This is a genomic window from Lachnospiraceae bacterium (assembly GCA_025758065.1).
Classification (GTDB): Bacteria; Bacillota; Clostridia; order Lachnospirales; family Lachnospiraceae; genus Enterocloster.
Genome location: CP107199.1, coordinates 1,957,501 through 1,981,982, shown reverse-complemented (window position 1 = coordinate 1,981,982; position 24,482 = coordinate 1,957,501). Strand labels below are relative to the sequence as shown.

Genomic DNA, 24,482 nt, shown 5'->3' with positions numbered 1-24,482 from the left:
ATTTTAATGCTGATCACTCATCTGACTGCTGCCACCTGCGCAGCTGCTGCCATCTGTCTTGGCAGATCAGAATATGAAAAAAAAGCTTTATCCGCCGAAGAAACCACTATTTACAGCAGTAAAGTATCAAAAAAACGCACCTTTATCTTTCTGTCCGACCTGCATGAAAATACCTTTGGACAGGAAAATGAAAAGCTGATACAGGTCATTGACCAGATACATCCTGATGCTGTCCTAAACGGCGGTGATCTTATCGTCACCAAAGGCACACATGCAAAAACAGACCGGTCGCTCTCTCTTATAAAAGAACTGGTTTCCCGCTATCCTGTTTACTGTGGAGAAGGAAACCATGAAAACCGCATTGACTGGGAACCGGGAAAATATGGATCAGAAGGTAACATTTACCGGAATGCCTTAAAACAGGTCGGAGCCATTTGCCTGAAAAATAACTCTGCCATTTTTGATACAGAAATACGGATCACCTGCCTGGACCTGGACAAAGATTTTTATAAAAAAGCTCTGGTACACCCCGTACCATCTATGCCATCCCATTATATAGAAGAAAAAGTGGGGAACCCGGCTTCTGGTCATTTCCAGATCCTGTTAGCCCACTCCCCTCTCTTTTTTGCCAATTATGCAGACTGGGGGGCAGATCTGACCTTATGCGGTCATTTTCACGGCGGGACCATCCGCCTTCCAGGACTTGGTGGTGTAATGACTCCCCAGTATCAGTTTTTTCTCCCCTGGTGTGCCGGAATTTTTGAAGACCAGGGACATTATATGGCTGTAAGCCGCGGTCTGGGGACCCATTCTATCAACATCCGTTTAAACAACCGTCCCCAGCTTTTAATCCTGCATATCTGCCCGCAAACAGACGGATCTGCAGCAACACCCATCTTGAAAAAATCTTACGTAAATTATAAATAGGATATATAAAATGGAAACCATTACCTACAAATTGGAGCATTTTGAAGGTCCTTTGGACCTGCTCCTTCATCTGATCGAGAAAAATAAAGTAGATATTTACGATATCCCCATTGTGGAGATCACAGCCCAGTATCTGGAATATGTGCGAAACATGGAACGGGAAGACTTAAACATTGTCAGCGAATTTCTCGTTATGGCTGCTACCCTTTTAGATATTAAGGCAAAAATGCTTCTTCCAAAGGAAGTAAATGAAGAAGGAGAAGAAGTAGACCCAAGAGCCGAGCTGGTATCCCGCCTGTTAGAATATAAGCGTTACAAGATCCTGGCTGAAGAACTGGCAGACCGGGAAGAAGGTGCAGCCAGACATTTTTACAAAAATTCCTCGCTTCCTCCGGAAGTAACAAAATACCAGCCCCCAGCTGACCTTGACGAACTTTTAGACGGTCTCACACTTGCAAAGCTGCAGCGTATCTTTGAGCAGGTAATGAAGCGCAAGGAATACAAAACCGATCCCATACGAAGCAAATTCGGCACCATCCGCCGGGAACCGGTCAGTCTGGAACAGAAGATCACTTCTGTTATGGATTATGCCAGAAAAAACCGCCGTTTCAGTTTCCGCCAGCTTCTTGAAAAACAGACAGATAAATTAGAAGTGGTAGTCACATTTCTGGCCGTTCTCGAATTAATGAAGATTGGAAAGATCCATCTAAACCAGGAAGAAACATTTGGTGAAATGGATATTGAAACCTTAGAACCGGAAGGTCAGGAAGATGACCTGGATTTAGAACAGATAAGCGACCTTGATGTACTCCCGTAATCTTTTTATACTTGATTTTGCGAAAAACCGGCCACAAAAGCAGGTGCAGGAAAGACTCTGAGAGAACATCTTAGATAATGGAGGATATAAATTGGAAGAATTAACCATAGACAATACACCTGTTAAAAATGAAAAAGACCAGGAAGCTGTCATTGAAGCCGTCCTGTTCACCATGGGTGGCGCTGTAGAATTAAAGCAGCTGGCTGTTTCCATTGGCCAGGACAAAGAAACTGCCAAAGCCGCAGTAGACCGTCTGATGAAGCGGTACAAAACCGGCAAACACGGTATGGAGATCCTGCAGTTAGAAGACAGCTACCAGATGTGTACCCAGTCAAAATATTACTCTAATCTGATCCGCATTGCCTCCGCTCCTAAAAAGCAGGTGCTTTCTGATGTGGTCCTGGAAACCCTTTCTATTATCGCCTACCGCCAGCCGGTAACAAAACTGGAGATTGAAAAAATCCGCGGTGTTAAATCTGATCACGCAGTCAATCGTCTGGTAGAATATAATCTGGTCTACGAAGCAGGCCGTTTAGATGCCCCCGGCCGGCCGGCCCTTTTTGCCACCACAGAAGAATTTATGCGCCGCTTCGGCATTGGCGCCTTAAGCGATCTTCCTGATATGAACCCGGCAAAAGAAGACGAGATCCGTGCCGAAGTAGAGGAAGAGCTGAAATATAAATTAGAGGAAATGGGAAGCAACGATGCTTCTGAAGAAGCCCTGGAACTGCTGGAAGCGGCAGTCACCAGAGAACAGAACAATAAAGAAAACAACCAATAATACAGACCGTTTCAGAAGACAACCAATAGCACTGACAGCTTTCAAAATTCCTGAGTCCAGAAAGGAGACCCGCCATGATCACCTATGACCGTTTATGGGAAACAATGAAAAAACGCGGAATTACCCAGTATCACCTGATCAAACGTGAGAAATTCAGTGCCGGACAGATCGGACGGCTAAAAAATAATATGACTGTTTCTACACAGACACTGGATACTCTGTGCCGCCTGCTTTCCTGCCGCATTGAAGATATTGTAACCTATATCCCGGATAATGGAGAAACACTGCCAGAACAGAACCCGGCTGTTGAAAGCATATCCTCATGCAGCACTGATACTGATGCCAATACAGATACCGGTACTGACATCAGCAAAGAAAAGAAAGTTCCAAGCCTCTATGCCAAAGCCAAAAAAGGCACCAAAATCTCAAAAAAATCCGCCAAAAAAGCTTCTAAAAATGAAAAAGGAGATAAAAAGGCAAAAAAGAAAAACAAAGATAAAGATAAGGATAAAAAACTGGGAGACTGACGCTTATGTCAGCCTCCCTTTACAAATTTTGTAGGTGATTTTAAAGTATATTTCTTAAATACAGAACAAAAATGCTTATAATCAGAAAAACCTACTGCCTCTGATATCTCACTGATCCGGTATTCTCTGGTATTTAACAGAGTGATTGCCTGCTGTACCCGGTATTTATTTAGGAAATCCAGAAAGGTCTGCCCTGTGATCTCCTTAAATTTGCGGCTTAAATAGCTGGCACTGACTCCCATTTCCTCGGAAATAGACTCAATGCTCAGCTTCTCCCCATACCGGGTCTTAATAGCTTCTATCAGCTTTGAAACATACCCATTTTCCGAGCGGTCCAGCTTCATATAGTATTCCAGATTCAGATTTCCCCCTTCCAGTTCCGCCTGTTCCATAGCATATTCCACCTGGCGCACGCTGGTGATCTCTTCTCCCAGTTTTTTCATGATCTTGGCTAGCTTCTCCTCATCTACCGGTTTTAGCAGATACTCACAGACTCTGGCCTCAATAGCTCTTCTGGCATAGTCAAACTCTGCATAGCTGGTAAGAAGAATGCTTTTAAATTTTACCTTTTCCGATGCCTTCTGTATCATTTCAATGCCATCCATAAAAGGCATACAGATATCAGTAAACACCACATCCGGCTTGTATTCCAGGATACGTTCATAGCCTTCCTGTCCATTGGAAGCTTCTGCTACTACCACGCAGTCCATAGAAAGCCAGTCTATGGTAAATACCAGACCCTTGCGTATCATGTCCTCATCTTCCACTATCATTACACGAAGCATCGTTATTTTCCCCCTGTCCTGTGTCATGTACCGCCGGAAGCGTAACTACCAGAGTAGTTCCGTGACCTTCCAGACTGCGTATTTCCACACCATATGGATGTCCATATAAAAGCTGGATCCTGCGGTGTATATTGTAAAGTCCGGAATGTTTGCCTGGTGCTTCTTTCCTGTCCATAAGAGCACGTAAATTTTCAACCATTGTGGCACTCATTCCCACACCGTCATCCCGGCAGATCATCATCATTTTTTCCTCATGGATATATGCCTTTAACTCTACATGAAGATTTAACTGATTTCCAAAACCATATTTTACAGAATTTTCGATCATCGGCTGTAAGACCAGCCTGGGGATCAGGCACTGCATACACTCCTGCTCAACATTGATCTTATATTCAAACCGGCTTCCAAACCGTTTTTCCAGGATTGAAAGGTAATTGTTTAAATGTCCCAGATCCTCTTTAAGAGTTACCTGTTCTCTGCTGCCGTCCAGACTGTATCGCAGCAGTTTTGACAGTGAAAATACCATTCTCTCAGCAGTTTCCGGCTCCAGCCTGCACATATACCTGATATTTTCCAGTGTATTATAAAGAAAATGTGGGTTAAACTGGGACTCCAGCTGCTTGGTCTGGGCCAGAGCCAGAAGCTCCGTCATTTTCCGGTTATTTTCCATCTGCTCTTTCAGACTGGTAATGGTTTCGTTATAAGCATCTGCAATCATCTTAAACTCATTGTCACGGTCAATGGTTCCCGTATGCTCCAGATTTCCCTGTCTGGCAAGCTCCATTCCATCTAACAGCTTATATAGATCTTCTGTTTTTCGCTCTGTCACCTGCCTGGACTGGAACAATACCCAGGCAGTCATAATAAGCAGAGCCACTGCTACCAGTATACCGGCAAATATCAGGGATGTAAGCACATTTTGCACATCAGACATAACATATATAGAGAAATAGCCATTTTCCAAGCTGTTTTTCGATGTAAAATAAATCTTCTGATCCAGACGCATATAAGCTCCTGACTCTTTTAATGCAGGGCGCACCTGGTTGCTGTCTGTAAGAAAGAGCGTGTTATTGCAAAAATAAGTCCAGCCATAGCAGTCTGTTACTGCCACCTGCTCCCCAGATCTTGCAAGCGTCCTTAAAAGCCCGCTGCCGGGTACTGCAAGGATAATATATCGCCCATTTCCATCCTCTGAACTCACCCACCGGCCAAACACCGCCGTACTTGCCCCGTTGTCCCAGCCATTCATCAGCCGGAAGGCCGTTTGTCCCGGTCTGGCATCCATAGCCGCATAAATCCCCCACTCTACCTCCTGTCTCTTGTTGAGATAGGATGGCAGCTTTTCTTTATTAGATAGAAGCAGCCTTCCTCCCTGGTCTACCAGATACATTTCCGGTTCATATCCCACCTGCCCGGAAATCCCATAAAAAATCTGAAAAATACGGTTTCGTTCCAACACATAGCCAGGACCTGATACTGCTTGTGGAAGTTCTGCCAGAGTTTCAATTCCCTGTTCACAGCTTTCCACCATTTGATTTACCCGTCCGTTCACATAAGAAAGGTATTCCCTGTTTGCCCTTTCTCTTCCATGGAGCAGGACTGTCATAAAAAGAATACCACAGATAAAGGTAAACAAAGTTGCCGGAAGAATGGCATATGTAACAAACATCCGCCATAACTCATCCTGAAAATAACGTTCCCGTTTCATTTCCCGGACACCTCCTTAAAGATGGAGTCCCTATGTGATCCTGCTGCACTTTCGTTTTCACAAGTTTCTGCCTGTGTACAGTATGTAAAAATTTCTGTAAACCTCTGCTTCCACTGTTCCCTCTTTTCATTGACCATATTTTCATCTGCTGTGATCATATGGATTTCTTCTTTATCTGGCAGATAAGCCGCTGCTTCCACATCCTTCCGCACAGACCGGCGGTCTAAACTGTCAGCGATCACAGTCTGGGCTGCTTTTCCTGTCACAAAATCCACATATTCCTCTGCTGCTTTTTTATGTCTGCTTCCCTTCACAATACATACCACGTCAGGAGTGGATATAACCCCCTCCTTCATATAGATCAGTTTTACAGGTGCTCCTTTGGATACATAACCAGCACCGCCTTCCTCAAAGGTAAGCCCTACTGTATAACGTCCTTCTGCCACTCCCTGGTATACCTCCGATGAGCTTTTTAAAAGCATTCCATCCAGGTTTTTACAAAATTTTTCCACATAATCCCAGCCTTTTTCCGGATTGCCTTCTCCCATAGCATAAAGCATGTTGATCAGATGTTCACTGGCAGAAGAAGATGTGGACGGATCGCACATAGCGATTTTTCCTTTTAACCGTTCATCCAGCAGATCTTCATATCCCTGGATCTTCATACCACCAAGAAGATTGGTATTGACCATAAGTACACTAGGAATATCTGTAAACCGGGTCATATTTCCTTCTTTATTTTTAAATTCTTCCCGGACATACTCTTCATTTTCACTGATATAAGGCTCAAACAGGTCTTTTCCTGCCCCTGCTGCATACAAAGAACCGCCCCAGAATACATCGCATACCGGCTCGTCCCCTTCTCTGGCCCATTTTAAAAGTTCTCCGGTCCCCCCAGTACGCACCTGCACTGAAATCCCTGTCTGAGCCTCAAATTCAGACACAATGGGATTAATAAAATCCAAAGGATGGGGGCTGTATACAACCAGACTGTCTGCATCTGTTTCAGCACTTCCTTCCCGGTTTTTCATAGAATGTGTCATAGCGCAGCCGGAAAGACAGAGGGACAGAAAAGCTGTCATCACTGCCAGACGCAATAAATGTATTTTTTTATTCTTATGGCCTCCTCTAAACATCCTTGTATGTACCTCTTCTTTTTAAATATGGAATATTTCCTGCCATCACCCTTTTACTGCTCCCATCATTATAGCACCTGCCACATTATTGCTTAATTACTGTTCTTTGGAAATCTGATCGATCAAATCCAGTTCTTCTTTTGTAAATGTTGTATGTCCTATAATCCCAATGTTGCTTAATATCTGCTCTGGTTTGGAAGCACCGATCAATACGCTGGTAACATCGCTGTCTTTTAACAGCCAGGAAAGTGCCATCTGTGGAAGGCTCTGCCCTCTCTCTTTTGCAAGAGCATCCAGCTTTTTGATCTTTTCAATCTTTTCCGGAGTAATATCTTCTGCATGAAGGAATCGTCCATCTCTTGCAACACGGCTGTCAGCCGGGATGCCGTTAATATATTTTTCAGATAACATTCCCTGCGCCAGAGGGCTAAAACAGATCAGACCCATTCCAGATTCACGGGCATAAGCCTTTAAATCATTATTTTCCACTGTTCTATCAAAGATATTATAACGGTTCTGGTTGATGATCAGAGGTAAGTGGATTTCTTTTGCGATCTCCAGTGCCTTCTTTGCATGAACTCCGTCATAGTTGGAAATTCCTGCATACAGTGCCTTCCCAGAACGGACAATCTGATCTAAAGCCAGAATTGTTTCCTCTAATGGTGTTTCCGGATCCATTCTGTGATGGTAGAAAATATCCACATAGTCTAACTGCATTCTCTTTAAGGACTCATCCAGACTGGCAATAAGATATTTTCTGGAACCCCAGTTTCCATAAGGGCCATCCCACATGTCATATCCGGCTTTAGTACTAATGATCAGTTCATTTCTGTACGGACGTAAAAAATCACGCATTATCCGTCCAAAGTTTTCCTCTGCTGATCCATAGATCGGACCATAGTTATTGGCCAGATCAAAATGGGTAATACCATTGTCAAAAGCTGTGAAACAAAGCGTCTTCATCATATCATAATTATCTTTAGAACCGAAATTGTGCCACAATCCCAAAGACACTACAGGAAGTTTCAGGCCGCTTTTTCCGCAGCGATTGTACTGCATAGTCTCATATCGGTTTCTGTCTGCCTTATATTCATCAACGTAATACATACTTTTCTCCTTTTCAGATTTATGTCCTCTCGAGTCTTTCTCGCTGTTTCTTTATAAAAATTTAACTGTGCCTTTATATTTCTTTGATATTTCTTATTATACAGGAAAAGCATCTGTTTTAATATATATCAGATTTATCATTTTTTACTATAAAAGCATTGTCAGGCGGCTATAGGGTCTTCGTGCCTGCACGCAAATGCGTATAACCGTAAAAAAGCGTATCCAAAGCTTTTTTCTTTTCTGGATACGCTTTTACAAGTCACTTGTATACTCTTTACAAAACAACTGCTCTTACAGGATATAAACCCCATGAGGATCAAAGTCCAGATATGCCTTTTCGCCTACTTCATAAATCCGGCGGTTTACAGGATTGTAGTCTGTGATCTGGATCTCCATATCACCTACCATTACCTGATAATACTGATAGGAACCCATGAAGGTTGACAGGATAACCGTTCCTTCCAGAAGTCCTTTTTCAGAAAGAACAACTGCTTCCGGACGAAGAACCAGACTGGCATCATCACCGGCTGCCTTCTCACCATAATTATTGACCTCTATCTCTTCACCAATAACATCGATCACAGCCTTTTCACCCTGAGCAGATTTAACCTTCGCCTTTAAGAAGTTTGCTTCACCAATAAAGTCAGCTACGAAACGGCTCTTTGGATGATAGTAGATTTCTCTTGGAGTACCGATCTGCTCTACTTTACCTTTGCTCATGATAATGATCTTATCAGAAATGCTCATCGCCTCTGACTGGTCATGAGTTACATAGATCGCAGTAATTCCTACCTTCTGCTGGATCTTACGTATCTCAGTACGCATTGTCACACGCAGCTTTGCATCCAGGTTACTTAATGGCTCATCAAAAAGCAGGACACTTGGTTCAATGACCAGAGCCCGGGCTAAAGCAACTCGCTGCTGCTGTCCACCGGAAAGCTGGTTGGTCATACGGGATTCCATTCCATCCATTTCTACCAGCTTCAGGATGTTTAAAACTCTCTCTTTTATCTCTTCCTTAGGCAGCTTACGGATCTTTAAGCCATAAGCTACGTTGTCAAATACATTATAATGTGGCAGCAGGGCATAGCTCTGGAATACCATTGCTGTGTCACGTTTATTTGGCGTCAGGCTGTTAATAGCCTCATCACCTAAGTAGATCTCACCTTCATCCGGGCTTTCAAAACCTGCGATCATACGCAGTGTGGTAGTCTTTCCACAGCCGGAAGGTCCCAGTAAAGTAACGAACGTACCCGGTTCAATATCCAGTGTGGTATCCTGTACCGCATAAAATTCTTTTCCTGTTTTCGGATCATTATATATTTTGGAAATATGTTCCAGACGAACACCTTTTTTCTGCTTTTCCATAACCTATTCCTCCGTTTTGATTTTTCTGCTGACTCCGAAGAATTTCATCAGCGTATTCATGATCAGCACTGCACCGTAGGTAATGATGATCAATACGGTTGCATAAGCACAGGCAACACCGTAGTTTCCTTTTTCCGCCTGCTCATTGATCTGACAGGTGATCAGCAGGAAGTCAGGAGTTACTAACAGGATAATTGCTGAAATAGCGGTAATACTGCGGACAAATGCAGTTACCAGGCCGCTGAAGAAGGAATCCTTAATAAGCGGTAACGTAACGGTCATAAATACTCTTGCTGAATTTGCACCCATGTCGTAGGCGGACTCTTCAATGGATTTATCGATCTGGCGCAGAGCGGAGATACCGCTTCGTGTACCGGTAGGAAGGCTTCGAACGATAAATACGATGATCAGGATAGCACCAGTTCCATAAAGACTGCTCATAAAGCCGCTGCGGAACAGACCATTTGCATAACCACGGATATATCCAATACCAAGAACAGTACCAGGTACTGCCATTGCTAACATAGATACGAATTCAATAAAGTTTCTTCCTTTAAAGCGCTTTTTAACAACCAGATAGGAAATGACCATGGATAAAAGTGCTGTAAGAGGAGCTGCGATCAGGGACAGTATAAAGGAATCCTTAAATGCCTTTAGTCCACTGGTCTTAAACATGTACTGGAACCATTTAAGGCTTAAGCTGTAATCTCTTCCCCAAAGGGTGAACAGTGCGCCAAACGGAACCATGATATACATTAAAAGCACGAAAGCTGCTACCAGGCCGCAGAAAATAGTCAGCGGAACAGTTACGCTCTTATCTTCAATAAGCATTCTCATACGGGAAGCTTTGCCAGTAAGAGTAGCTGCTGTTTTCTTCTCCAGATAATATTTCTGGATCAGGAACAGGATAACAGTCAGTGAAAGCAGGACCACAGACATGGCTGCTGCACCTGTGGAGTCGTAAGCACCTGTTACCTGCAGATAAATGGTAGTTGCCAGAGTATCATAGGAACCACCGATCAGCATCGGGTTTGCAAAGTCTGCTACAGACTCAATAAATGTTACCAGGAATGCATTTCCAAGACCTGGAAGCAGAAGTGGGAAAGTTACGCTTGTAAACACTTTCCAGCGGGTAGCTCCCATATCTCTGGTCGCTTCTTCCAGTGACGGGTCAATGTTCTTTAACAGTCCCTTTAACATCAGATAACATACAGGGAAAAATGTAAGTGTCTGGACTACGGAGATGCCTAAAAGCCCGTAAATATTAGAATCATAAATTCCTAACAGGGAACGGGTGATGATACCGCTTCGCCCAAACAGCATGATCATGGACAAAGACAGCACAAATGGCGGGGATACTACAGGAAGCATGGATACCAGACCAAATAACTTTTCCAGTATTTTTGTTTTCAACTTCACATATACTTCTACATAAGCAAATAATAAACCAATGGCTGTAGAAGCAAAACCTACGATAAATCCAAGTGTAAGTGTGTTTTTAAATGCATTGCGGAAACGTTCCAGATTTAAAACACGTTTAAATACATCCAGTGTAATGGTTCCCTCTGCATAAAAGCTGTCCACTAACAGCATTAACAGCGGATACAGGATAAACAGCGCCAGAAAAACCAGAAGGACAACGATCATTGAGACCATGATCGGGTCAGCAAAAAATTTCTTCCGTTCCAGCTGTGCACTTTGTTTTCCGGCCATTGTAAGACCCCCTTTTCTAAACTTTAAATCCTTAGTATACCTTTGATTTGAAAATGCTGCGCAATGTTTATTCCATCACGCAGCATTTTCTGCTTAGCTTAACTTACATAAGCTTTACTTTCTTTTTAATAATGACTTTCGCAGCCTCTTTATTACTCAGTTAAGAAACGGCTGGAGTCTGCGCCATCAGATGTGCTTCCTAATGCTTCGAAGAAGTCTTCTACATACTTCGCACTGTTCTCTTTTGCATCTGCAAAATCATAGTCAATGGTATTGTTCATATCAAGACCAAATTTCTCAGCTTCTTCTGGCTGTGTTGCATTCTTTAATACCAGGAACTGATAAGAACCATTCTCTTTTGCATGGTCTACACAGTCAGGAGATAATGCATACTCGATCCATAATTTTGCTGCATTTGGATGAGTTGCTCCCTTAAAGATAGCGGTTGCGCCAACTTCAAAGGAAGTTCCATCTTCCGGAACAACTAACTGGATATTGTCATATCCCTGAAGGATCTGATAAATACCATCATGTAAGAAACCAATAGCGATCACACACTCACCAGGGCCAACCATCTTGGAAGGACCAGAACCGGACTTGGTATACTGTGCAATGTTTTTGTCCAGAGCCTTGAAGTATTCCATAGCTTCATCATGCCCCTTCATCTGGATCATTGTATTGATGACCAGTTTAGCAGTACCAGCTGTATTTGGGTTGGACATCATGATCAGTCCCTTGTACTCTTCCTTTGTCAGATCATCCCATGTCTTAGGTGCTTCCAGACCTAAACGCTCCAGCTCTTCTGTATTAACCATGAATCCCAGAATGCCTTTGTAGATACCATACCAGCAATTAGTAGGATCCTTATAATCATCACTGATCAGGTTTACTGCATTCATGGCATCATACGGCTCTAACAGATCTGCTGCAACTGCCTCATTATAAGGATCAGTTGTTCCGCCGAACCATACATCTGCTGAAGGCTTTCCTGCTTCTTCAGAAACCTTGGTATAAACTTCTGAAGTAGAAAGTCTCTGGTATTTTGTCTTAATTCCATAGAGTTTTTCAAAGTTCTGGCAGGCAGCTGATAAGTATTCCTCTTCGCAGGAACCATATACAGTTAATTCGCCTTCAGCCTTAGCTGCTTCGATCAGAGCATCCATATCCCCGCCGGCTGCTTCTGTTTTCTCATCAGCTTTGCTCTCTGCGCTGCTTTCTGCAGCTGCTGCTGTGGTTGTTTCCGGAGCTGCTGTTGTTGCAGCCGGTTTTGAACCGCCACATGCTGTCAGACTTAACGCCATGGTACAAGCCAGTAACAATGCAAGTTTTTTCTTCATAATAAAAACCCTCCTGTCTTTTCTGTTGACTTAAGTCTACCAGAAATCAGGAGGGGAAAAAACTGTATTTTTTGTTATTTTGTCGTGTTTTCTGAACTATGAAGTTCATTATTCATGCACTTTTGCCATATTTTGTTGCGATTTTCATATATATGGAAACAAGAATGTGTCATGGCTGGACCAATGTCATTTAGTTGTAACTATTTCTCAATAACTGCTTCCAGTCTCTTAACCATTTCATCTACATCGCTCTTTTCAATGATCAGCGGAGGAACAAAACGGATAATGTTGGCGCCGGCACTGATAAGTACCAGTTTCTGCTCTAACAATGCCTTAGATACGATGGGGCCTACCGGAACTGTAAATTCCAGCCCCTGGATCAGACCTGTGCCGCGATGGTCCTTTACCACCTCATACTTATCTTTTAAGCCTTCCAGCTTTTCGTACAAATATGCTCCGATTTCTTTTACATGATCTACAATGTGACGTTTTTCAAAAATATCCAGAACTGCGTCTGCAGCGGCTGTTACCAGTGGATTTCCGCCATAGGTAGTTCCGTGATCACCAGGCACCATAGCAGCTGCTGCTTTTCCGCAGGCTAAGAATGCACCGATAGGTACACCATTTCCCAAAGCTTTTGCAACCGTCATCACGTCTGGTTTTACACCATATTTCTGCCATGCAAACATTTCTCCGGAACGTCCCATACCGCACTGGATCTCATCTAAGATAAGCAGCAGATCGTGCTCATCGCAAAGTGCACGGACACCCTTTAAAAATTCCTCTGTTGCAGGATAAATGCCGCCTTCTCCCTGGATAGTCTCCATGATAATGGCACATGTCTTGTCTGTGATCTGTGCCTTTATGCTTTCCAGATCATTGAAATCAGCAAAACGCACGCCTGGGATCAGTGGATTAAAGGGAGTTCTGTAATGTGCATTTCCAGTTACAGACAAAGCGCCTAAGCTTCTTCCGTGGAAAGAATGGTTCATGGCAATAATCTCGCCGGTCATATCCACTTCTTTTTCCTCACAGCCATCACAGCCGTCTCCCATGGTCTCATGAAGCTTATTGTAATGATATCTCTTTGCGATCTTTAATGCACCTTCAATAGCCTCAGTACCGCTGTTAGTGAAAAATACTTTATCCATTCCAGATACCTTCAACAGCTTTTCACCAGCATCAATAGACGGCTGATTGTAAAACAGATTGGAAATATGGGTCAGCTTGTCCATCTGGGCCTTCACTGCATTTGTATACTCTTCGTCACAGTATCCAAGTCCCATAACAGCAATGCCTGCGCCAAAATCCAGATATTCATTTCCTTCTGTATCCCATAAGGTTACACCTTTTCCATAATCAAATACTACAGGAAAACGGTTATATGTTTTATACAGGACATGTTCTGCCCGATCGATCATTTTCTCATCAGCCATGATAATACCTCTCATCTTCCTTGGAATTATAAATAGCAGTACCAATACCTTTATCTGTAAAGATCTCCAGAAGCAGGCAATGTGGAATACGCCCGTCCAGGATATGTACTCTGGAAACACCATTTTCAATAGCATCAATACAGTTCTGCAGCTTCGGAAGCATACCGCCGCCTAAGCTTCCGCTGTCTACAAAGGCCTGGGCTTCTTCTACGGTCATTTCAGAAATAAGGGAACTCTTATCCTCAAAATCCTTGTATACGCCTTCTACATCTGTTAAAAAAGCCAGCTTTTCTGCCTTTACAGCTCTTGCAATGGCACAGGCTGCATCATCTGCGTTGATGTTATAGCTTAAGAAATTCTCATCATATCCAATAGGACAGATGATCGGTAAAAAGTCTTTCTCTAAAAGGTCATAAATGACCTGTGGATCTACCTTGTCAACTTCGCCTACAAAGCCGATATCTTCGCCTTTGGAAAGCTTTTTATGGCATTTTAACATCATGCCGTCCTTGCCGCTGATGCCTACTGCCTTGATGCCCAGTTCATTTACCAGCTGTACCAGGCTCTTATTTACTTTATTTAATACCATCTCTGCTATTTCCATGGTCGGCTCGTCAGTTACACGCAAGCCATTGATAAAATGTGGCTCCATGCCTACTTTTCCAACCCAGCGGCTGATCTCCTTGCCGCCTCCGTGTACGATAATTGGCTTAAATCCTACTAATTTAAGCAATACCACGTCCTGGATGACTTTTTTCTTTAATTCTTCGTCTACCATGGCGCTGCCGCCGTATTTAATAACAACGATCTTACGGTTAAAACGCTGAATATATGGCAGTGCCTCAATAAGCACTGCTGCTTTTTGCATTGGTTCAAGGTTCATGTCTGGTTCCTCCTGATATATTTAATATTCTCCCGGAATCTTTCTGCGCCTGATTTTGTGAGAACACTTTTTTGTCAGTTGCGCCCGATTTTGTGAGAATGCTTTGGGGGTGCTTTTTATATTTTTATAGTGTCTTTATGGGATAATGATCATGAGCGGTAATCTGCGTTGATCTTTACATAATCAAAGGTCAGGTCACAGCCCCACGCAGTTGCCTGGGCATCACCCATTTTTATATCTGCAATGGCAGTAACCTCCGGCTCAGAAAGGATCCTGGTTGCCTCTTCTTCGCTGTAATCTACTGCAACGCCGTCTTTGATGATCTGCATATGGCCTGCTGCACTTTCAAAGAACAGATCTACCTTTTCCGGATCAAACTGAGCCCCTGAATAGCCCATTGCACAAAGAATACGGCCCCAGTTTGCGTCATGTCCGAAAATAGCTGCCTTAGTCAGGCTGGAAGTGATAACAGACTTTGCTAAAACTTTTGCCTGATCCTTTGTCTGTGCACCTATGATCTTTACTTCAAATAATGCTGTGCAGCCTTCTCCGTCACCTGCCATTTTCTTAGCCAGAGTTTCGTTGATGTAGTTTAATGCTTCACAGAATAATGCGTAATCTTCATTCTTCTCTGTAATTTCCCTGTTGCCTGCAAGACCATTTGCCAAAAGGAGAACGGTATCGTTGGTAGAAGTATCGCCATCTACAGAGATCATGTTATAAGTATCTTTAATATCCTCACTTAATGCTTCCTGAAGCAGTTCCTTGCTGATGGCTGCATCAGTTGTAACAAAGCTTAACATTGTACACATATTTGGGTGGATCATTCCAGAGCCTTTGCACATACCACCAATAGTAACCATCGTTCCATTCATGTCGATCTGTACGGCTACCTGCTTGTTTTTTGTATCTGTAGTCATAATGGCCTTAGATGCTTCTGTACCTTTCTCCAGGCTGTCACCGAGAAGGGGGGCCATAGTCTTTACCCCTGCTGCGATCTTGTCAATAGGAAGCTGCATACCAATAACACCGGTAGAAGCAACTAAAACACCATTCTCTGCAACTCCTAAGACTTCTGCAGCAGCCTTTGCAGTCTGTGCACAGTAGCCCATTCCTTCTTCACCTGTACATGCATTTGCAATACCTGCATTGATGATCACTGCCTGGGCATCAGCGCCGCTTGTTACCTGGTTCTTGTCCCATTTTACAGGAGCTGCTTTTACCAGGTTTGTGGTAAAGGTTCCTGCACTTTTACAAGGCTGCTTACTGTAGATCATCGCCATATCCTGACGATTTTTGTATTTAATACCTGCTGCTGTAGATGCTGCCATAAAGCCCTTGGCTGCGGTAACACCGCCTTCAATCACTTTTATCTTTTCGTTCATGATTTAATTCCTTTCTTTTCAAACTCGCAAACCCGCGCTGTCGCGCTCTACTGTCTGCTATCGCAAACTGTTTGCTCGTTAAAGGCTTGTGAAAAACAAATGTCTGCTTCGCAGCCGCTTGTTTTTCCCTGCGCTCTTTACTTTACAAATCTGATAATATTTTCTTCATTTAAAATGAACTCATAGCTGTTAAAATCTTCACGTTCTGTCCAGCCAATCCCCTGCCAGAACGCATTTCCAATGTGGTTATCTTTAAATGCCACCAGTGAAATCTTGCTCACGCCCTCTTTCTGCATGGCTTTAATGGCTGCACGTACCATTTTATAACCGACCCCATGATGACGATAGCTGTCTTCTACACATACATGATAAAAACACCCGGTACGTCCGTCATGTCCGCAAAGGATATTTCCAATGATATGCCCGTTCTGGACTGCCACTACGCTGGTGGTTGGATTCCGCTTTAAAAAGCGTTCCACCCCTTCTCTTGAATCATCAATGCTCCTGATACGGAAGCCTGATATCTTCGTCCATAATTTATATACCTGATCATAATCTTCCATGGTCATTTCCCGAACCAGAATATCCATTGTCCCTGCCATTTTTATTCCTTTCCGGCTGCTTATCTATTATGTACTCCCGAAAGCACATTTATGGGAACATCGGGATCTGCTTTAATCCTGTATTCTCCGGAAGGCCAAACATTAAGTTCATGTTCTGGATGGCCTGTCCTGCAGCACCTTTTACCATATTGTCAATTGCACCCATCATAACAATGCGGTTAGTTCTTGGGTCGATCTTGAAGTTTACATCTGCAAAGTTACTTCCTTCTACCCAGCGTGTCTGGGGAACTACATCCTTATCCAGAACACGTACAAAATATTCATCTTTATAATATTTATCGTAAGCAGCTCTTACCTCTTCCCAGGTCACTTCTTTTGTAAGGGAAGCATAAGCAGTTACCAGGATACCTCTGTTCATTGGAACCAGATGAGGTGTAAAGCTGATGACCACCGGCTTTCCTGCTGCATAGGACAGCTGCTCCTCGATCTCCGGTGTGTGTCTGTGGGAAGCCACGCCGTATGCCTTGATATTTTCATTGACCTCGCAGAAAAGACTGTCAACTTTAGCGCTTCTGCCTGCACCGGAAGTACCTGATTTAGCGTCAATGATAATAGTGTTCGGATCGATCAGTCCCTCTTTCACTAACGGGTATGTAGATAAGAAGGAACAGGTGGGGAAACATCCCGGATTTGCAATGATCCTTGCATTCTTAATTTTATCTCTGTTTACTTCCGGAAGTCCATATACAGCTTCCTTAATATATTCCGGTGATCCGTGAGTCAGTTTGTACCATTTTTCATAAACTGCTACATCTTTAATACGAAAATCAGCGCTTAAGTCGATGATCTTTACTTTAGAAAGGATTTCTTCGTTTACCAGTGTGGAGCAAAGGCCCTGGGGAGTTGCCGTAAATATTACATCTACCTGATCAGCCAGTTCCTTCATATTATCATCCATACATTTGTCATCTACAATCTTGAACATGTTCTGGTAAATGGAAGCATATTTCTGATCGATATAACTTCTGGAACCATACCATTTGATCTCTACGTCATCTCTTTGCAGCAGCAGTCTTGCCAGTTCTCCGCCTGCATAACCTGTAGATCCGATAATACCTGCTTTTATCATATCTTTACTCTCCTCTGTATATATTTCCATTATTTAATTATTTTTATAAACTGCAGCAGACTACAGTATGAAAGCCTGCGACCTTATTATAGTTACTTTTTCTTTAATTGAAAAGTGTGTTTTTATAAGGTTTTATATTTTTCATCTGTATAAGATTTCATAATTATACATCTGCAATGCATAATATGCAATACCTTTTTAAATTTTCTATTTTTATGCTTGCATTTTTCTGCATTGTGTTGTATATTTATGAAAGCTTATCAAGCAAAACATAATCAGGACAAATATCAAAGCAAACATCAAAATAATTTTCAGGAGGATGTACTTATGAAAGAGAAAGTAGTTTTAGCATATTCAGGCGGTCTGGATACCACCGCTATTATTCCATGGTTAAAGGAGCACTTCAATTATGATGTTGTCTGCTGCTGTATCGACTGTGGACAGGGAAAAGAGTTAGAGGGACTGGAAGAGAGAGCAAAGCTGTCAGGAGCTTCTAAATTATATATTGAAGATTTAGTAGATGATTTCTGCGACAACTACATTATGCCATGTGTAAAGGCAAATGCAGTTTATGAAAATGAATACTTATTAGGTACTTCCATGGCTCGTCCGGCTATTGCCAAAAGACTGGTTGACATCGCACGTAAAGAAGGCGCTGTTGCCATCTGCCACGGTGCTACCGGTAAGGGAAATGACCAGATCCGTTTTGAGCTGTCTATTAAAGCTCTTGCCCCAGACATCAAGATCATCGCTCCATGGCGTATGACTGACGTATGGACCATGCAGTCCCGTGAGGATGAGATCGAATACTGCAAGCAGCATGGTATTGATCTTCCATTTGACCACAGCCACAGCTACAGCCGTGACAGCAACATCTGGCATGTAAGCCACGAAGGTCTGGAACTGGAAGATCCTTCCTTAGAGCCAAACTTCTCCAACATGCTGGTTATGGGTGTTACCCCAGAGCAGGCACCAGATGAAGATGAATATGTTACTATGACCTTTGAAAAGGGTGTTCCTACCAGCGTAAACGGCGTTAAGATGAAAGTTTCTGATATTATCCGCAAGTTAAATGAGCTGGGTGGAAAGCATGGTATCGGTATTGTAGATATCGTTGAGAACCGTGTAGTAGGTATGAAGTCCCGTGGCGTTTATGAAACTCCAGGCGGAACCATTTTAATGGCTGCCCACAAACAGCTGGAAGAACTGGTTCTTGACCGTGCTACCATGGAAGTTAAGAAGGATATGGGCAACAAGCTGGCTCAGATCGTTTACGAAGGAAAATGGTTCACCCCACTTTGCGACGCTGTAAAAGCATTCGTAGAGTCCACTCAGGAATATGTAACCGGTGAAGTTAAGTTTAAACTTTACAAGGGCAACATCATCAAAGCCGGAACCACTTCTCCATACTCCTTATACAGCGAGTCCTTAGCATCCTTTACAACCGGTGACCTTTACGACCACCATGATGCAGACGGTTTCATCACTCTGTTCGGACTTCCATTAAAGGTTCGTGCTATGAAGTTAGCTGAAATGAAGAAAGAGAATAACCAGAAGTAATCCTGCAAAGTGCAAATTAAAACCTGATAAAACCCGATATTGAAATAAAAACCCCCGGAGCATTGGATCATCAAGATCGTGCTCCGGGGTTTTTATTTTAATGCTACCAGGGTCAATATCTTTTTAATGTAAAATGGTTTTTCTTAAATTCCAGGATCCCATCTGCTTTCATCTTTCCAAGCTCACTGGACATGGCGCTGCGGTCTACACCCAGGTAGTCAGCCAGCTCCTGGCGGTTATATGGAATATCGAAACTGCCGCTGCCTTCCTGTAAAGCTCTACAGGATAAATAGGATCGTAGTTTATCTCTGGTTGTTTTCTGGGATATATGTTCTAATTTTTCCTCTGCGCGGCCTTTGTTTGTACTCATGATACTGATCAGGTTATGGACCATCATGCTGTGAAATGGACATGCCATGGTACAGAAGGTAAGAGAACGCTTGTAATCTAAAAACAGTACCTCACTTTTTTCTGCTGCTTTGATGCTTACAGGCAGTGTTTTATTACCTGCACTGGCATAATTTTCACCAAATATCTCTCCCGGCATAATATAGATCACCTCTTTTTGCTGATGCCAGAAATCTTCCTGAACAACTGCCAGTCGTCCCTTTAAAACTACCATGATATACCCCAGCTCTTCTCCTGCCTGAAAAATCCACTGATCGTTTTCAAACATCGCCATCTGTCCATCGCAGCATTTGATCAATGTATATAATTCCTCTTCCTCAATCCCATTAAAAATAGGCATCCGTCCAATACAGCTTAATGCTTCTTCCATGTGTTTTTTCCTCATCACTTGTGATTTTGTTGTTTTTACAACCTTTTAACTGTATCTATTATATAATAAGTAAAAAATAAAAACAAGCAGCACCAAAGGCGACATTTGTTTTTCTTGCAGCATTAACGAACAGCCTGTCTGGGGCAACAGATAATAGAGCAAAGAAACTTTGGGCTGCGAATGAAGCAAACGGCAGCAAACATCGCAAAAAAAATCCACCCTGCAACATTCTTGCAAAATGGATTTCTTTATATCTATTTATAAATTTAAAACTTCATCATCCGGTCAACATCCAGAAAAAATACAATGGCACCGCCTACTTTTACACCTTTGGTAATGTCTACCATAGTCATTCCATTATATTCACAGACCTGACGTTCTTCCATTCGTTCTGTACAGCTTTGACGGATATAATTTAGGATTTCCTCTTCTCTCTCTTTTTCAATGCATACCATTAATGTAATATTTTTCTTATTCAGATACAATCCCTCTGTACTGAACTTCGTTGCCATTACACGATTATGGATAAAAGTACCTGAAAGCTTTGGATAATCCGGTTCCTGAACGATAATGATCATTAATTCCATTTTGCTGCACTCCTTTCACACCCTGTTATCTCACAGACGTTTGAGGAACATTATAATCCTGACAAAATGGATAAGCAAGTTAAGCTTTTGTTATGGCAATTATGACGTCACAGTTGAACTGTAACATTATGACAGTCCGATGACAACGCCAAGGACCACTGCCAGGGAAGCAAATACAACCAGGACTGCCTGGAACTTGATCTGGAACTTTGCCCAACTCCCCCACTCCAGTTTTGCTGCAGCCAGTGCGCCTAACAGACAGCCGGAAGTAGGTACGATAAAGTTTGTAAATGCATCACCCAGCTGGAACGCAAGAACTGCTATCTGACGTTCTACACCTACCAGATCAGCTAAAGGTGCCATGATCGGCATAGTAAGAGCTGCCTGTCCGGAACCAGATACAACAAAGAAGTTAAATACAGACTGGAATACATACATAAACCATGCTGAAACAACTGGAGGGAGATCCTGCATTGCACCACTGATACTGTGGAGAATGGTGTTTAATACAGTTCCGGAAGAAGCATCTGTTCCACCTAAGATAATAATGATACCCTGTGCCATACCTATGCACATTGCTGCACCTAACAGGTCAGCTGCACCCTGATTAAAGGAAGCTGGAATATCATTTAAGTGCATATCATTTAAACGGAAGATCAGTCCAATAATACCTGCAACCAACCCCATTACAAAGAACTGTGAAGCAATCTCAGGAATATAATAACCGTTTTTTACAACGCCCCAAACCGTCCAGATAACACATACAAGGATATCTATAAGAACCAGTTTATGGCCTAAAGTAAATGGTTTATCTTCATTTTTATTATTTTTAAAATCTTCTCTGTATTCACGATCAGATTCATATGCAACAGACATGGTTGGATTCTTTTTAATCTTTACTGCATAGCGCATGGTAAATACAATGGTTAAAACAGTAAAGAAGATCCATAATGGAATACGAAACCATGCACCTGACATAACAGGGATACCTGCAATGCCCTGGGCAACTGCCAGTCCAAAAGGATTCTGCCAGGAACTGCCAAAACCAACCTGTGTTGCTACATAACTACACATGATGCCTACAACTGCGTCATATCCCATAGCAATAAACATAGGAACCAGGATCATAACAAACGGAATTGCCTCTTCACCCATTCCAAATACAGCACCACCCAGTGAAAACAGTGTGATCAGAATCGGGATCAGGATGATCTCTTTACCGTTTGTCAGGCTGATAACACGCATAATACCACTTTCAACTGCTCCGGTTCTGAGAACAATACCAAAAGCTCCGCCAACTACCAGAGTGAACGCGATAATAGCAACTGCTCCGCCTCCTCTGCTTCCCGCAGTCATACCTTCAAATACATAATTGACTATACCACCGCGGCCGCCAAAATCTTCTGTACCAAAAAGCGGTGCCGCCTGTGTCACTTTGTTGCCGTCCTCATCCAGAATATACTGGAAACTGTCCGGATCTACAACAGTTCTTGTTTTTTCTGACCCATTAACTGTATAGGTGATCTCTTTTGTATCATACTTTCCTAACGGAATGAAACAGGTCAGCAATGCGGCTACCAGGATAACCCCAAAAATGATGATATAAGTATGAGGCATCTGAAACTTTTTCTTCTCCATTATTTCCTCCAATCCTACCTAAGCACAGGAGAGTGTACTCCAGGTATTTTTCTCTTTGAAACTCCCCTTCCCTGTAACATAACAGGGAATAGTATTTCCAGTATACAACCAATTAGTGATCTATATACCTTTTAGTACATCGTTTCGTAAATAACTGTATACTAACTGCGGAGAATGCGGATTTGAGTGTGCGGTTCTAAAAACGCAGGCATAGCGGGCTACGCTGAGGCTTTTAGGACTGTGCAATCAGGTTCGCAGACAAGCGAATGGTATAGTCATTTCGAAAACGATATACTAGTATGTTTATAGACAAAAAAGGAACCATCAGATACTAACCGACGGTTCCCTTAAATCTATACATACCTTCAAAACCACATATTGAACTACCGAATACCTGCAACTTTTTTTCCACAACTTAGCGACTCATTCATAAAACCTGACGGTTTTATACATGTCATTGGCTTCGCCAATGACTGAAGCTTTTCGGATCCAGCCTTATGAAAGCAAGCTTTCAACGGCTTCCTCCGCAAATCTTGCGTCGCTCTCTCAGACCTTTTGGTCAAGCCCTCGACCGATTAGTATCAGTCAGCTCCATGTGTCACCACACTTCCACCTCTGACCTATCTACCTTGTCGTCTTCAAGGGGTCTTACTACCTGCGTATGGGATATCTCATCTTGAGGGGGGCTTCACGCTTAGATGCCTTCAGCGTTTATCCCGTCCGGGCTTGGCTACCCTGCCATGGAGTTGGCACTCCAACAGGTACACCAGCGGCCCGTCCATCCCGGTCCTCTCGTACTAAGGACAGCTCCTCTCAAATATCCTACGCCCACGCCGGATAGGGACCGAACTGTCTCACGACGTTCTGAACCCAGCTCGCGTACCGCTTTAATGGGCGAACAGCCCAACCCTTGGGACCTGCTACAGCCCCAGGATGCGATGAGCCGACATCGAGGTGCCAAACCACTCCGTCGATGTGAACTCTTGGGAGTGATAAGCCTGTTATCCCCAGGGTAGCTTTTATCCGTTGAGCGATGGCAATCCCACTTTCATACCACCGGATCACTAAGTCCTAGTTTCCTACCTGCTCCACCCGTCGGTGTCGCAGTCAAGCTCCCTTATGCCTTTGCACTCTTCTAATGGTTTCCAACCATTATGAGGGAACCTTTGAGCGCCTCCGATACCCTTTCGGAGGCGACCGCCCCAGTCAAACTCCCCGCCTGACATTGTCCCCCAGCCGGATCACGGCTGCAGGTTAGAAATCCAATACCGCAGGGGTGGTATCCCAACAGCGACTCATCTCAGACTGGCGTCCAAGTTTCTCAGTCTCCCACCTATCCTGTACATGCAGTACCGAATCCCAGTATCAAGCTGGAGTAAAGCTCCATGGGGTCTTTCCGTCCTGGCGCGGGTAACCAGCATCTTCACTGGTATTTCAATTTCACCGGGTGCATTGTCGAGACAGCGCTCAAATCATTACGCCTTTCGTGCGGGTCGGAACTTACCCGACAAGGAATTTCGCTACCTTAGGACCGTTATAGTTACGGCCGCCGTTTACTGGGGCTTCAATTCAGAGCTTCGCTTGCGCTAACCCCTCCTCTTAACCTTCCAGCACCGGGCAGGCGTCAGCCCATATACCTCACCTTACGGTTTTGCATAGACCTGTGTTTTTGCTAAACAGTTGCTTGAGCCTATTCTCTGCGGCCTGGTTTCCCAGGCACCCTTTCTCCCGAAGTTACAGGGTCATTTTGCCGAGTTCCTTAACAATGCTTCTCCCGCCGGCCTTAGGATTCTCTCCTCATCTACCTGTGTCGGTTTACGGTACGGGCACGTATCACACAATAGCGGCTTTTCTTGACAGCCGGAATCACACACTTCGCTACTTATATTCGCTCCGCATCACAGCTTCGGATCGTCAAGCGGATTTGCCAGCTTGACTCCTACCCTGCTTGCCCCGGTCTTTCCATTCCCGGGCTGTGCTGTCCTTCTGTGTCCCCACAGTTCTGATGATACGCGGTACAGGAATCTCAACCTGTTGTCCATCGGCTACGCTTCTCAGCCTTACCTTAGGCCCCGACTTACCCAGAGCAGATCAGCTTTACTCTGGAAACCTTGGATATTCGGCCTGGAGGATTCCCACCTCCATCTCGCTACTCATTCCGGCATTCTCTCTTCTTAAATGTCCACAGCTCCTTGTCGGTACTGCTTCTTCCCTTTAAGAATGCTCCTCTACCAATGTATCACTACATTCCTAAGCTTCGGTGTTGTGTTTCAGCCCCGGACATTTTCGGCGCAGGACCTCTCGACTAGTGAGCTAT

The 24,482-nt window shown here is 43.5% G+C and carries 20 protein-coding genes and 1 rRNA gene (1 of these 21 running past the window's edge); 5 read left to right on the top strand and 16 right to left on the bottom strand.

Annotated features, from left to right (window positions below; genetic code table 11):
* The first annotated feature begins 6 nt into the window (after positions 1-6).
* The 4 genes from OGM16_09220 (at position 7) to OGM16_09205 (ending at position 3,052) form a co-directional block, all read left to right on the top strand.
* Complete coding sequence (locus tag OGM16_09220; GenBank protein ID UYJ45028.1) at positions 7-927, top strand: metallophosphoesterase; 921 nt, start codon at positions 7-9, stop codon at positions 925-927.
* A gap of 10 nt (positions 928-937) precedes the next feature.
* A complete protein-coding gene (locus OGM16_09215; GenBank protein UYJ45027.1) occupies positions 938-1,744 on the top strand; it encodes a segregation/condensation protein A in 807 nt (268 codons plus the stop codon).
* Positions 1,745-1,835: 91 nt separating this feature from the next.
* Complete coding sequence (gene scpB / locus OGM16_09210) at positions 1,836-2,525, top strand: SMC-Scp complex subunit ScpB (GenBank protein ID UYJ45026.1); 690 nt, start codon at positions 1,836-1,838, stop codon at positions 2,523-2,525.
* Between the two features lie 74 nt (positions 2,526-2,599).
* On the top strand, positions 2,600-3,052 hold the full coding sequence (locus OGM16_09205; GenBank protein ID UYJ45025.1) for a helix-turn-helix transcriptional regulator: 453 nt from the start codon (positions 2,600-2,602) through the stop codon (positions 3,050-3,052).
* 8 nt (positions 3,053-3,060) lie between these two features.
* Here OGM16_09205 and OGM16_09200 read toward each other — a convergent pair whose 3' ends face one another.
* The 12 genes from OGM16_09200 to argC all read right to left on the bottom strand — a co-directional run bounded on the left by OGM16_09200 (position 3,061) and on the right by argC (position 17,602).
* Positions 3,061-3,837 (bottom strand): response regulator, encoded by a 777-nt coding sequence (locus tag OGM16_09200; GenBank protein UYJ45024.1) that lies wholly within the window; start codon positions 3,835-3,837, stop codon positions 3,061-3,063.
* Positions 3,809-5,545, bottom strand: a complete 1,737-nt coding sequence (locus tag OGM16_09195) for a sensor histidine kinase (protein ID UYJ48361.1) — start codon at positions 5,543-5,545, stop codon at positions 3,809-3,811. The genes OGM16_09200 and OGM16_09195 overlap by 29 nt, the downstream gene beginning before the upstream one ends.
* The gene (locus tag OGM16_09190) at positions 5,542-6,588 is read right to left on the bottom strand and encodes an extracellular solute-binding protein (protein UYJ48425.1); all 1,047 of its coding nucleotides are present in this window, start codon (positions 6,586-6,588) and stop codon (positions 5,542-5,544) included. Before OGM16_09190 ends, OGM16_09195 begins: the two co-directional genes overlap by 4 nt.
* A gap of 189 nt (positions 6,589-6,777) precedes the next feature.
* On the bottom strand, positions 6,778-7,788 hold the full coding sequence (locus OGM16_09185) for an aldo/keto reductase (protein UYJ48360.1): 1,011 nt from the start codon (positions 7,786-7,788) through the stop codon (positions 6,778-6,780).
* A 291-nt stretch (positions 7,789-8,079) separates the two neighbouring features.
* Positions 8,080-9,156: an ABC transporter ATP-binding protein gene (locus OGM16_09180; GenBank protein UYJ48359.1), complete on the bottom strand. Its 1,077-nt coding sequence runs from the start codon at positions 9,154-9,156 to the stop codon at positions 8,080-8,082.
* A 3-nt stretch (positions 9,157-9,159) separates the two neighbouring features.
* Positions 9,160-10,869 (bottom strand): iron ABC transporter permease, encoded by a 1,710-nt coding sequence (locus OGM16_09175; protein ID UYJ48358.1) that lies wholly within the window; start codon positions 10,867-10,869, stop codon positions 9,160-9,162.
* A 152-nt stretch (positions 10,870-11,021) separates the two neighbouring features.
* Complete coding sequence (locus tag OGM16_09170; protein ID UYJ48357.1) at positions 11,022-12,206, bottom strand: ABC transporter substrate-binding protein; 1,185 nt, start codon at positions 12,204-12,206, stop codon at positions 11,022-11,024.
* A 200-nt stretch (positions 12,207-12,406) separates the two neighbouring features.
* Positions 12,407-13,642, bottom strand: a complete 1,236-nt coding sequence (locus OGM16_09165) for an aspartate aminotransferase family protein (GenBank protein ID UYJ48356.1) — start codon at positions 13,640-13,642, stop codon at positions 12,407-12,409.
* Complete coding sequence (gene argB / locus OGM16_09160; GenBank protein ID UYJ48355.1) at positions 13,635-14,525, bottom strand: acetylglutamate kinase; 891 nt, start codon at positions 14,523-14,525, stop codon at positions 13,635-13,637. Before argB ends, OGM16_09165 begins: the two co-directional genes overlap by 8 nt.
* A 149-nt stretch (positions 14,526-14,674) precedes the next feature.
* Positions 14,675-15,910: a bifunctional glutamate N-acetyltransferase/amino-acid acetyltransferase ArgJ gene (gene argJ / locus OGM16_09155; protein UYJ48354.1), complete on the bottom strand. Its 1,236-nt coding sequence runs from the start codon at positions 15,908-15,910 to the stop codon at positions 14,675-14,677.
* A gap of 137 nt (positions 15,911-16,047) precedes the next feature.
* Entirely contained in the window at positions 16,048-16,512 is a 465-nt protein-coding gene (locus OGM16_09150) for a GNAT family N-acetyltransferase (protein ID UYJ48353.1), read from the bottom strand.
* A gap of 49 nt (positions 16,513-16,561) precedes the next feature.
* A complete protein-coding gene (gene argC, locus OGM16_09145; GenBank protein UYJ48352.1) occupies positions 16,562-17,602 on the bottom strand; it encodes an N-acetyl-gamma-glutamyl-phosphate reductase in 1,041 nt (346 codons plus the stop codon).
* A 327-nt stretch (positions 17,603-17,929) separates the two neighbouring features.
* Between argC and OGM16_09140 the strand changes: the two genes are divergently transcribed.
* A complete protein-coding gene (locus OGM16_09140) occupies positions 17,930-19,162 on the top strand; it encodes an argininosuccinate synthase (GenBank protein ID UYJ48351.1) in 1,233 nt (410 codons plus the stop codon).
* Positions 19,163-19,274: 112 nt separating this feature from the next.
* On the opposite strand, the gene OGM16_09135 is transcribed toward OGM16_09140, so the two are convergent.
* The 4 genes from OGM16_09135 to OGM16_09120 form a co-directional block, all read right to left on the bottom strand.
* Positions 19,275-19,940, bottom strand: a complete 666-nt coding sequence (locus OGM16_09135; protein UYJ48350.1) for a Crp/Fnr family transcriptional regulator — start codon at positions 19,938-19,940, stop codon at positions 19,275-19,277.
* Between the two features lie 266 nt (positions 19,941-20,206).
* Positions 20,207-20,527: a cyclic-di-AMP receptor gene (locus OGM16_09130; GenBank protein ID UYJ48349.1), complete on the bottom strand. Its 321-nt coding sequence runs from the start codon at positions 20,525-20,527 to the stop codon at positions 20,207-20,209.
* 126 nt (positions 20,528-20,653) lie between these two features.
* A complete protein-coding gene (yfcC, locus tag OGM16_09125; protein UYJ48348.1) occupies positions 20,654-22,165 on the bottom strand; it encodes a putative basic amino acid antiporter YfcC in 1,512 nt (503 codons plus the stop codon).
* Positions 22,166-22,720: 555 nt separating this feature from the next.
* Positions 22,721-24,482, bottom strand: a 23S ribosomal RNA gene (locus OGM16_09120) (it continues 1,126 nt past the right edge of the window).

What these genes read in the sequence shown, in the direction of transcription:
- OGM16_09220 (UYJ45028.1), top strand. Translation starts at nt 7, where the DNA reads ATGCTGATCACTCATCTGACTGCTGCCACCTGCGCAGCTGCTGCCATC.
- OGM16_09215 (UYJ45027.1), top strand. Translation starts at nt 938, where the DNA reads ATGGAAACCATTACCTACAAATTGGAGCATTTTGAAGGTCCTTTGGAC.
- OGM16_09205 (UYJ45025.1), top strand. Translation starts at nt 2,600, where the DNA reads ATGATCACCTATGACCGTTTATGGGAAACAATGAAAAAACGCGGAATT.
- OGM16_09200 (UYJ45024.1), bottom strand. Translation starts at nt 3,837, where the DNA reads ATGCTTCGTGTAATGATAGTGGAAGATGAGGACATGATACGCAAGGGT.
- OGM16_09195 (UYJ48361.1), bottom strand. Translation starts at nt 5,545, where the DNA reads ATGAAACGGGAACGTTATTTTCAGGATGAGTTATGGCGGATGTTTGTT.
- OGM16_09190 (UYJ48425.1), bottom strand. Translation starts at nt 6,588, where the DNA reads ATGACACATTCTATGAAAAACCGGGAAGGAAGTGCTGAAACAGATGCA.
- OGM16_09185 (UYJ48360.1), bottom strand. Translation starts at nt 7,788, where the DNA reads ATGTATTACGTTGATGAATATAAGGCAGACAGAAACCGATATGAGACT.
- OGM16_09180 (UYJ48359.1), bottom strand. Translation starts at nt 9,156, where the DNA reads ATGGAAAAGCAGAAAAAAGGTGTTCGTCTGGAACATATTTCCAAAATA.
- OGM16_09175 (UYJ48358.1), bottom strand. Translation starts at nt 10,869, where the DNA reads ATGGCCGGAAAACAAAGTGCACAGCTGGAACGGAAGAAATTTTTTGCT.
- OGM16_09170 (UYJ48357.1), bottom strand. Translation starts at nt 12,206, where the DNA reads ATGAAGAAAAAACTTGCATTGTTACTGGCTTGTACCATGGCGTTAAGT.
- OGM16_09165 (UYJ48356.1), bottom strand. Translation starts at nt 13,642, where the DNA reads ATGGCTGATGAGAAAATGATCGATCGGGCAGAACATGTCCTGTATAAA.
- argB (UYJ48355.1), bottom strand. Translation starts at nt 14,525, where the DNA reads ATGAACCTTGAACCAATGCAAAAAGCAGCAGTGCTTATTGAGGCACTG.
- argJ (UYJ48354.1), bottom strand. Translation starts at nt 15,910, where the DNA reads ATGAACGAAAAGATAAAAGTGATTGAAGGCGGTGTTACCGCAGCCAAG.
- OGM16_09150 (UYJ48353.1), bottom strand. Translation starts at nt 16,512, where the DNA reads ATGGCAGGGACAATGGATATTCTGGTTCGGGAAATGACCATGGAAGAT.
- argC (UYJ48352.1), bottom strand. Translation starts at nt 17,602, where the DNA reads ATGATAAAAGCAGGTATTATCGGATCTACAGGTTATGCAGGCGGAGAA.
- OGM16_09140 (UYJ48351.1), top strand. Translation starts at nt 17,930, where the DNA reads ATGAAAGAGAAAGTAGTTTTAGCATATTCAGGCGGTCTGGATACCACC.
- OGM16_09135 (UYJ48350.1), bottom strand. Translation starts at nt 19,940, where the DNA reads ATGGAAGAAGCATTAAGCTGTATTGGACGGATGCCTATTTTTAATGGG.
- OGM16_09130 (UYJ48349.1), bottom strand. Translation starts at nt 20,527, where the DNA reads ATGGAATTAATGATCATTATCGTTCAGGAACCGGATTATCCAAAGCTT.
- yfcC (UYJ48348.1), bottom strand. Translation starts at nt 22,165, where the DNA reads ATGGAGAAGAAAAAGTTTCAGATGCCTCATACTTATATCATCATTTTT.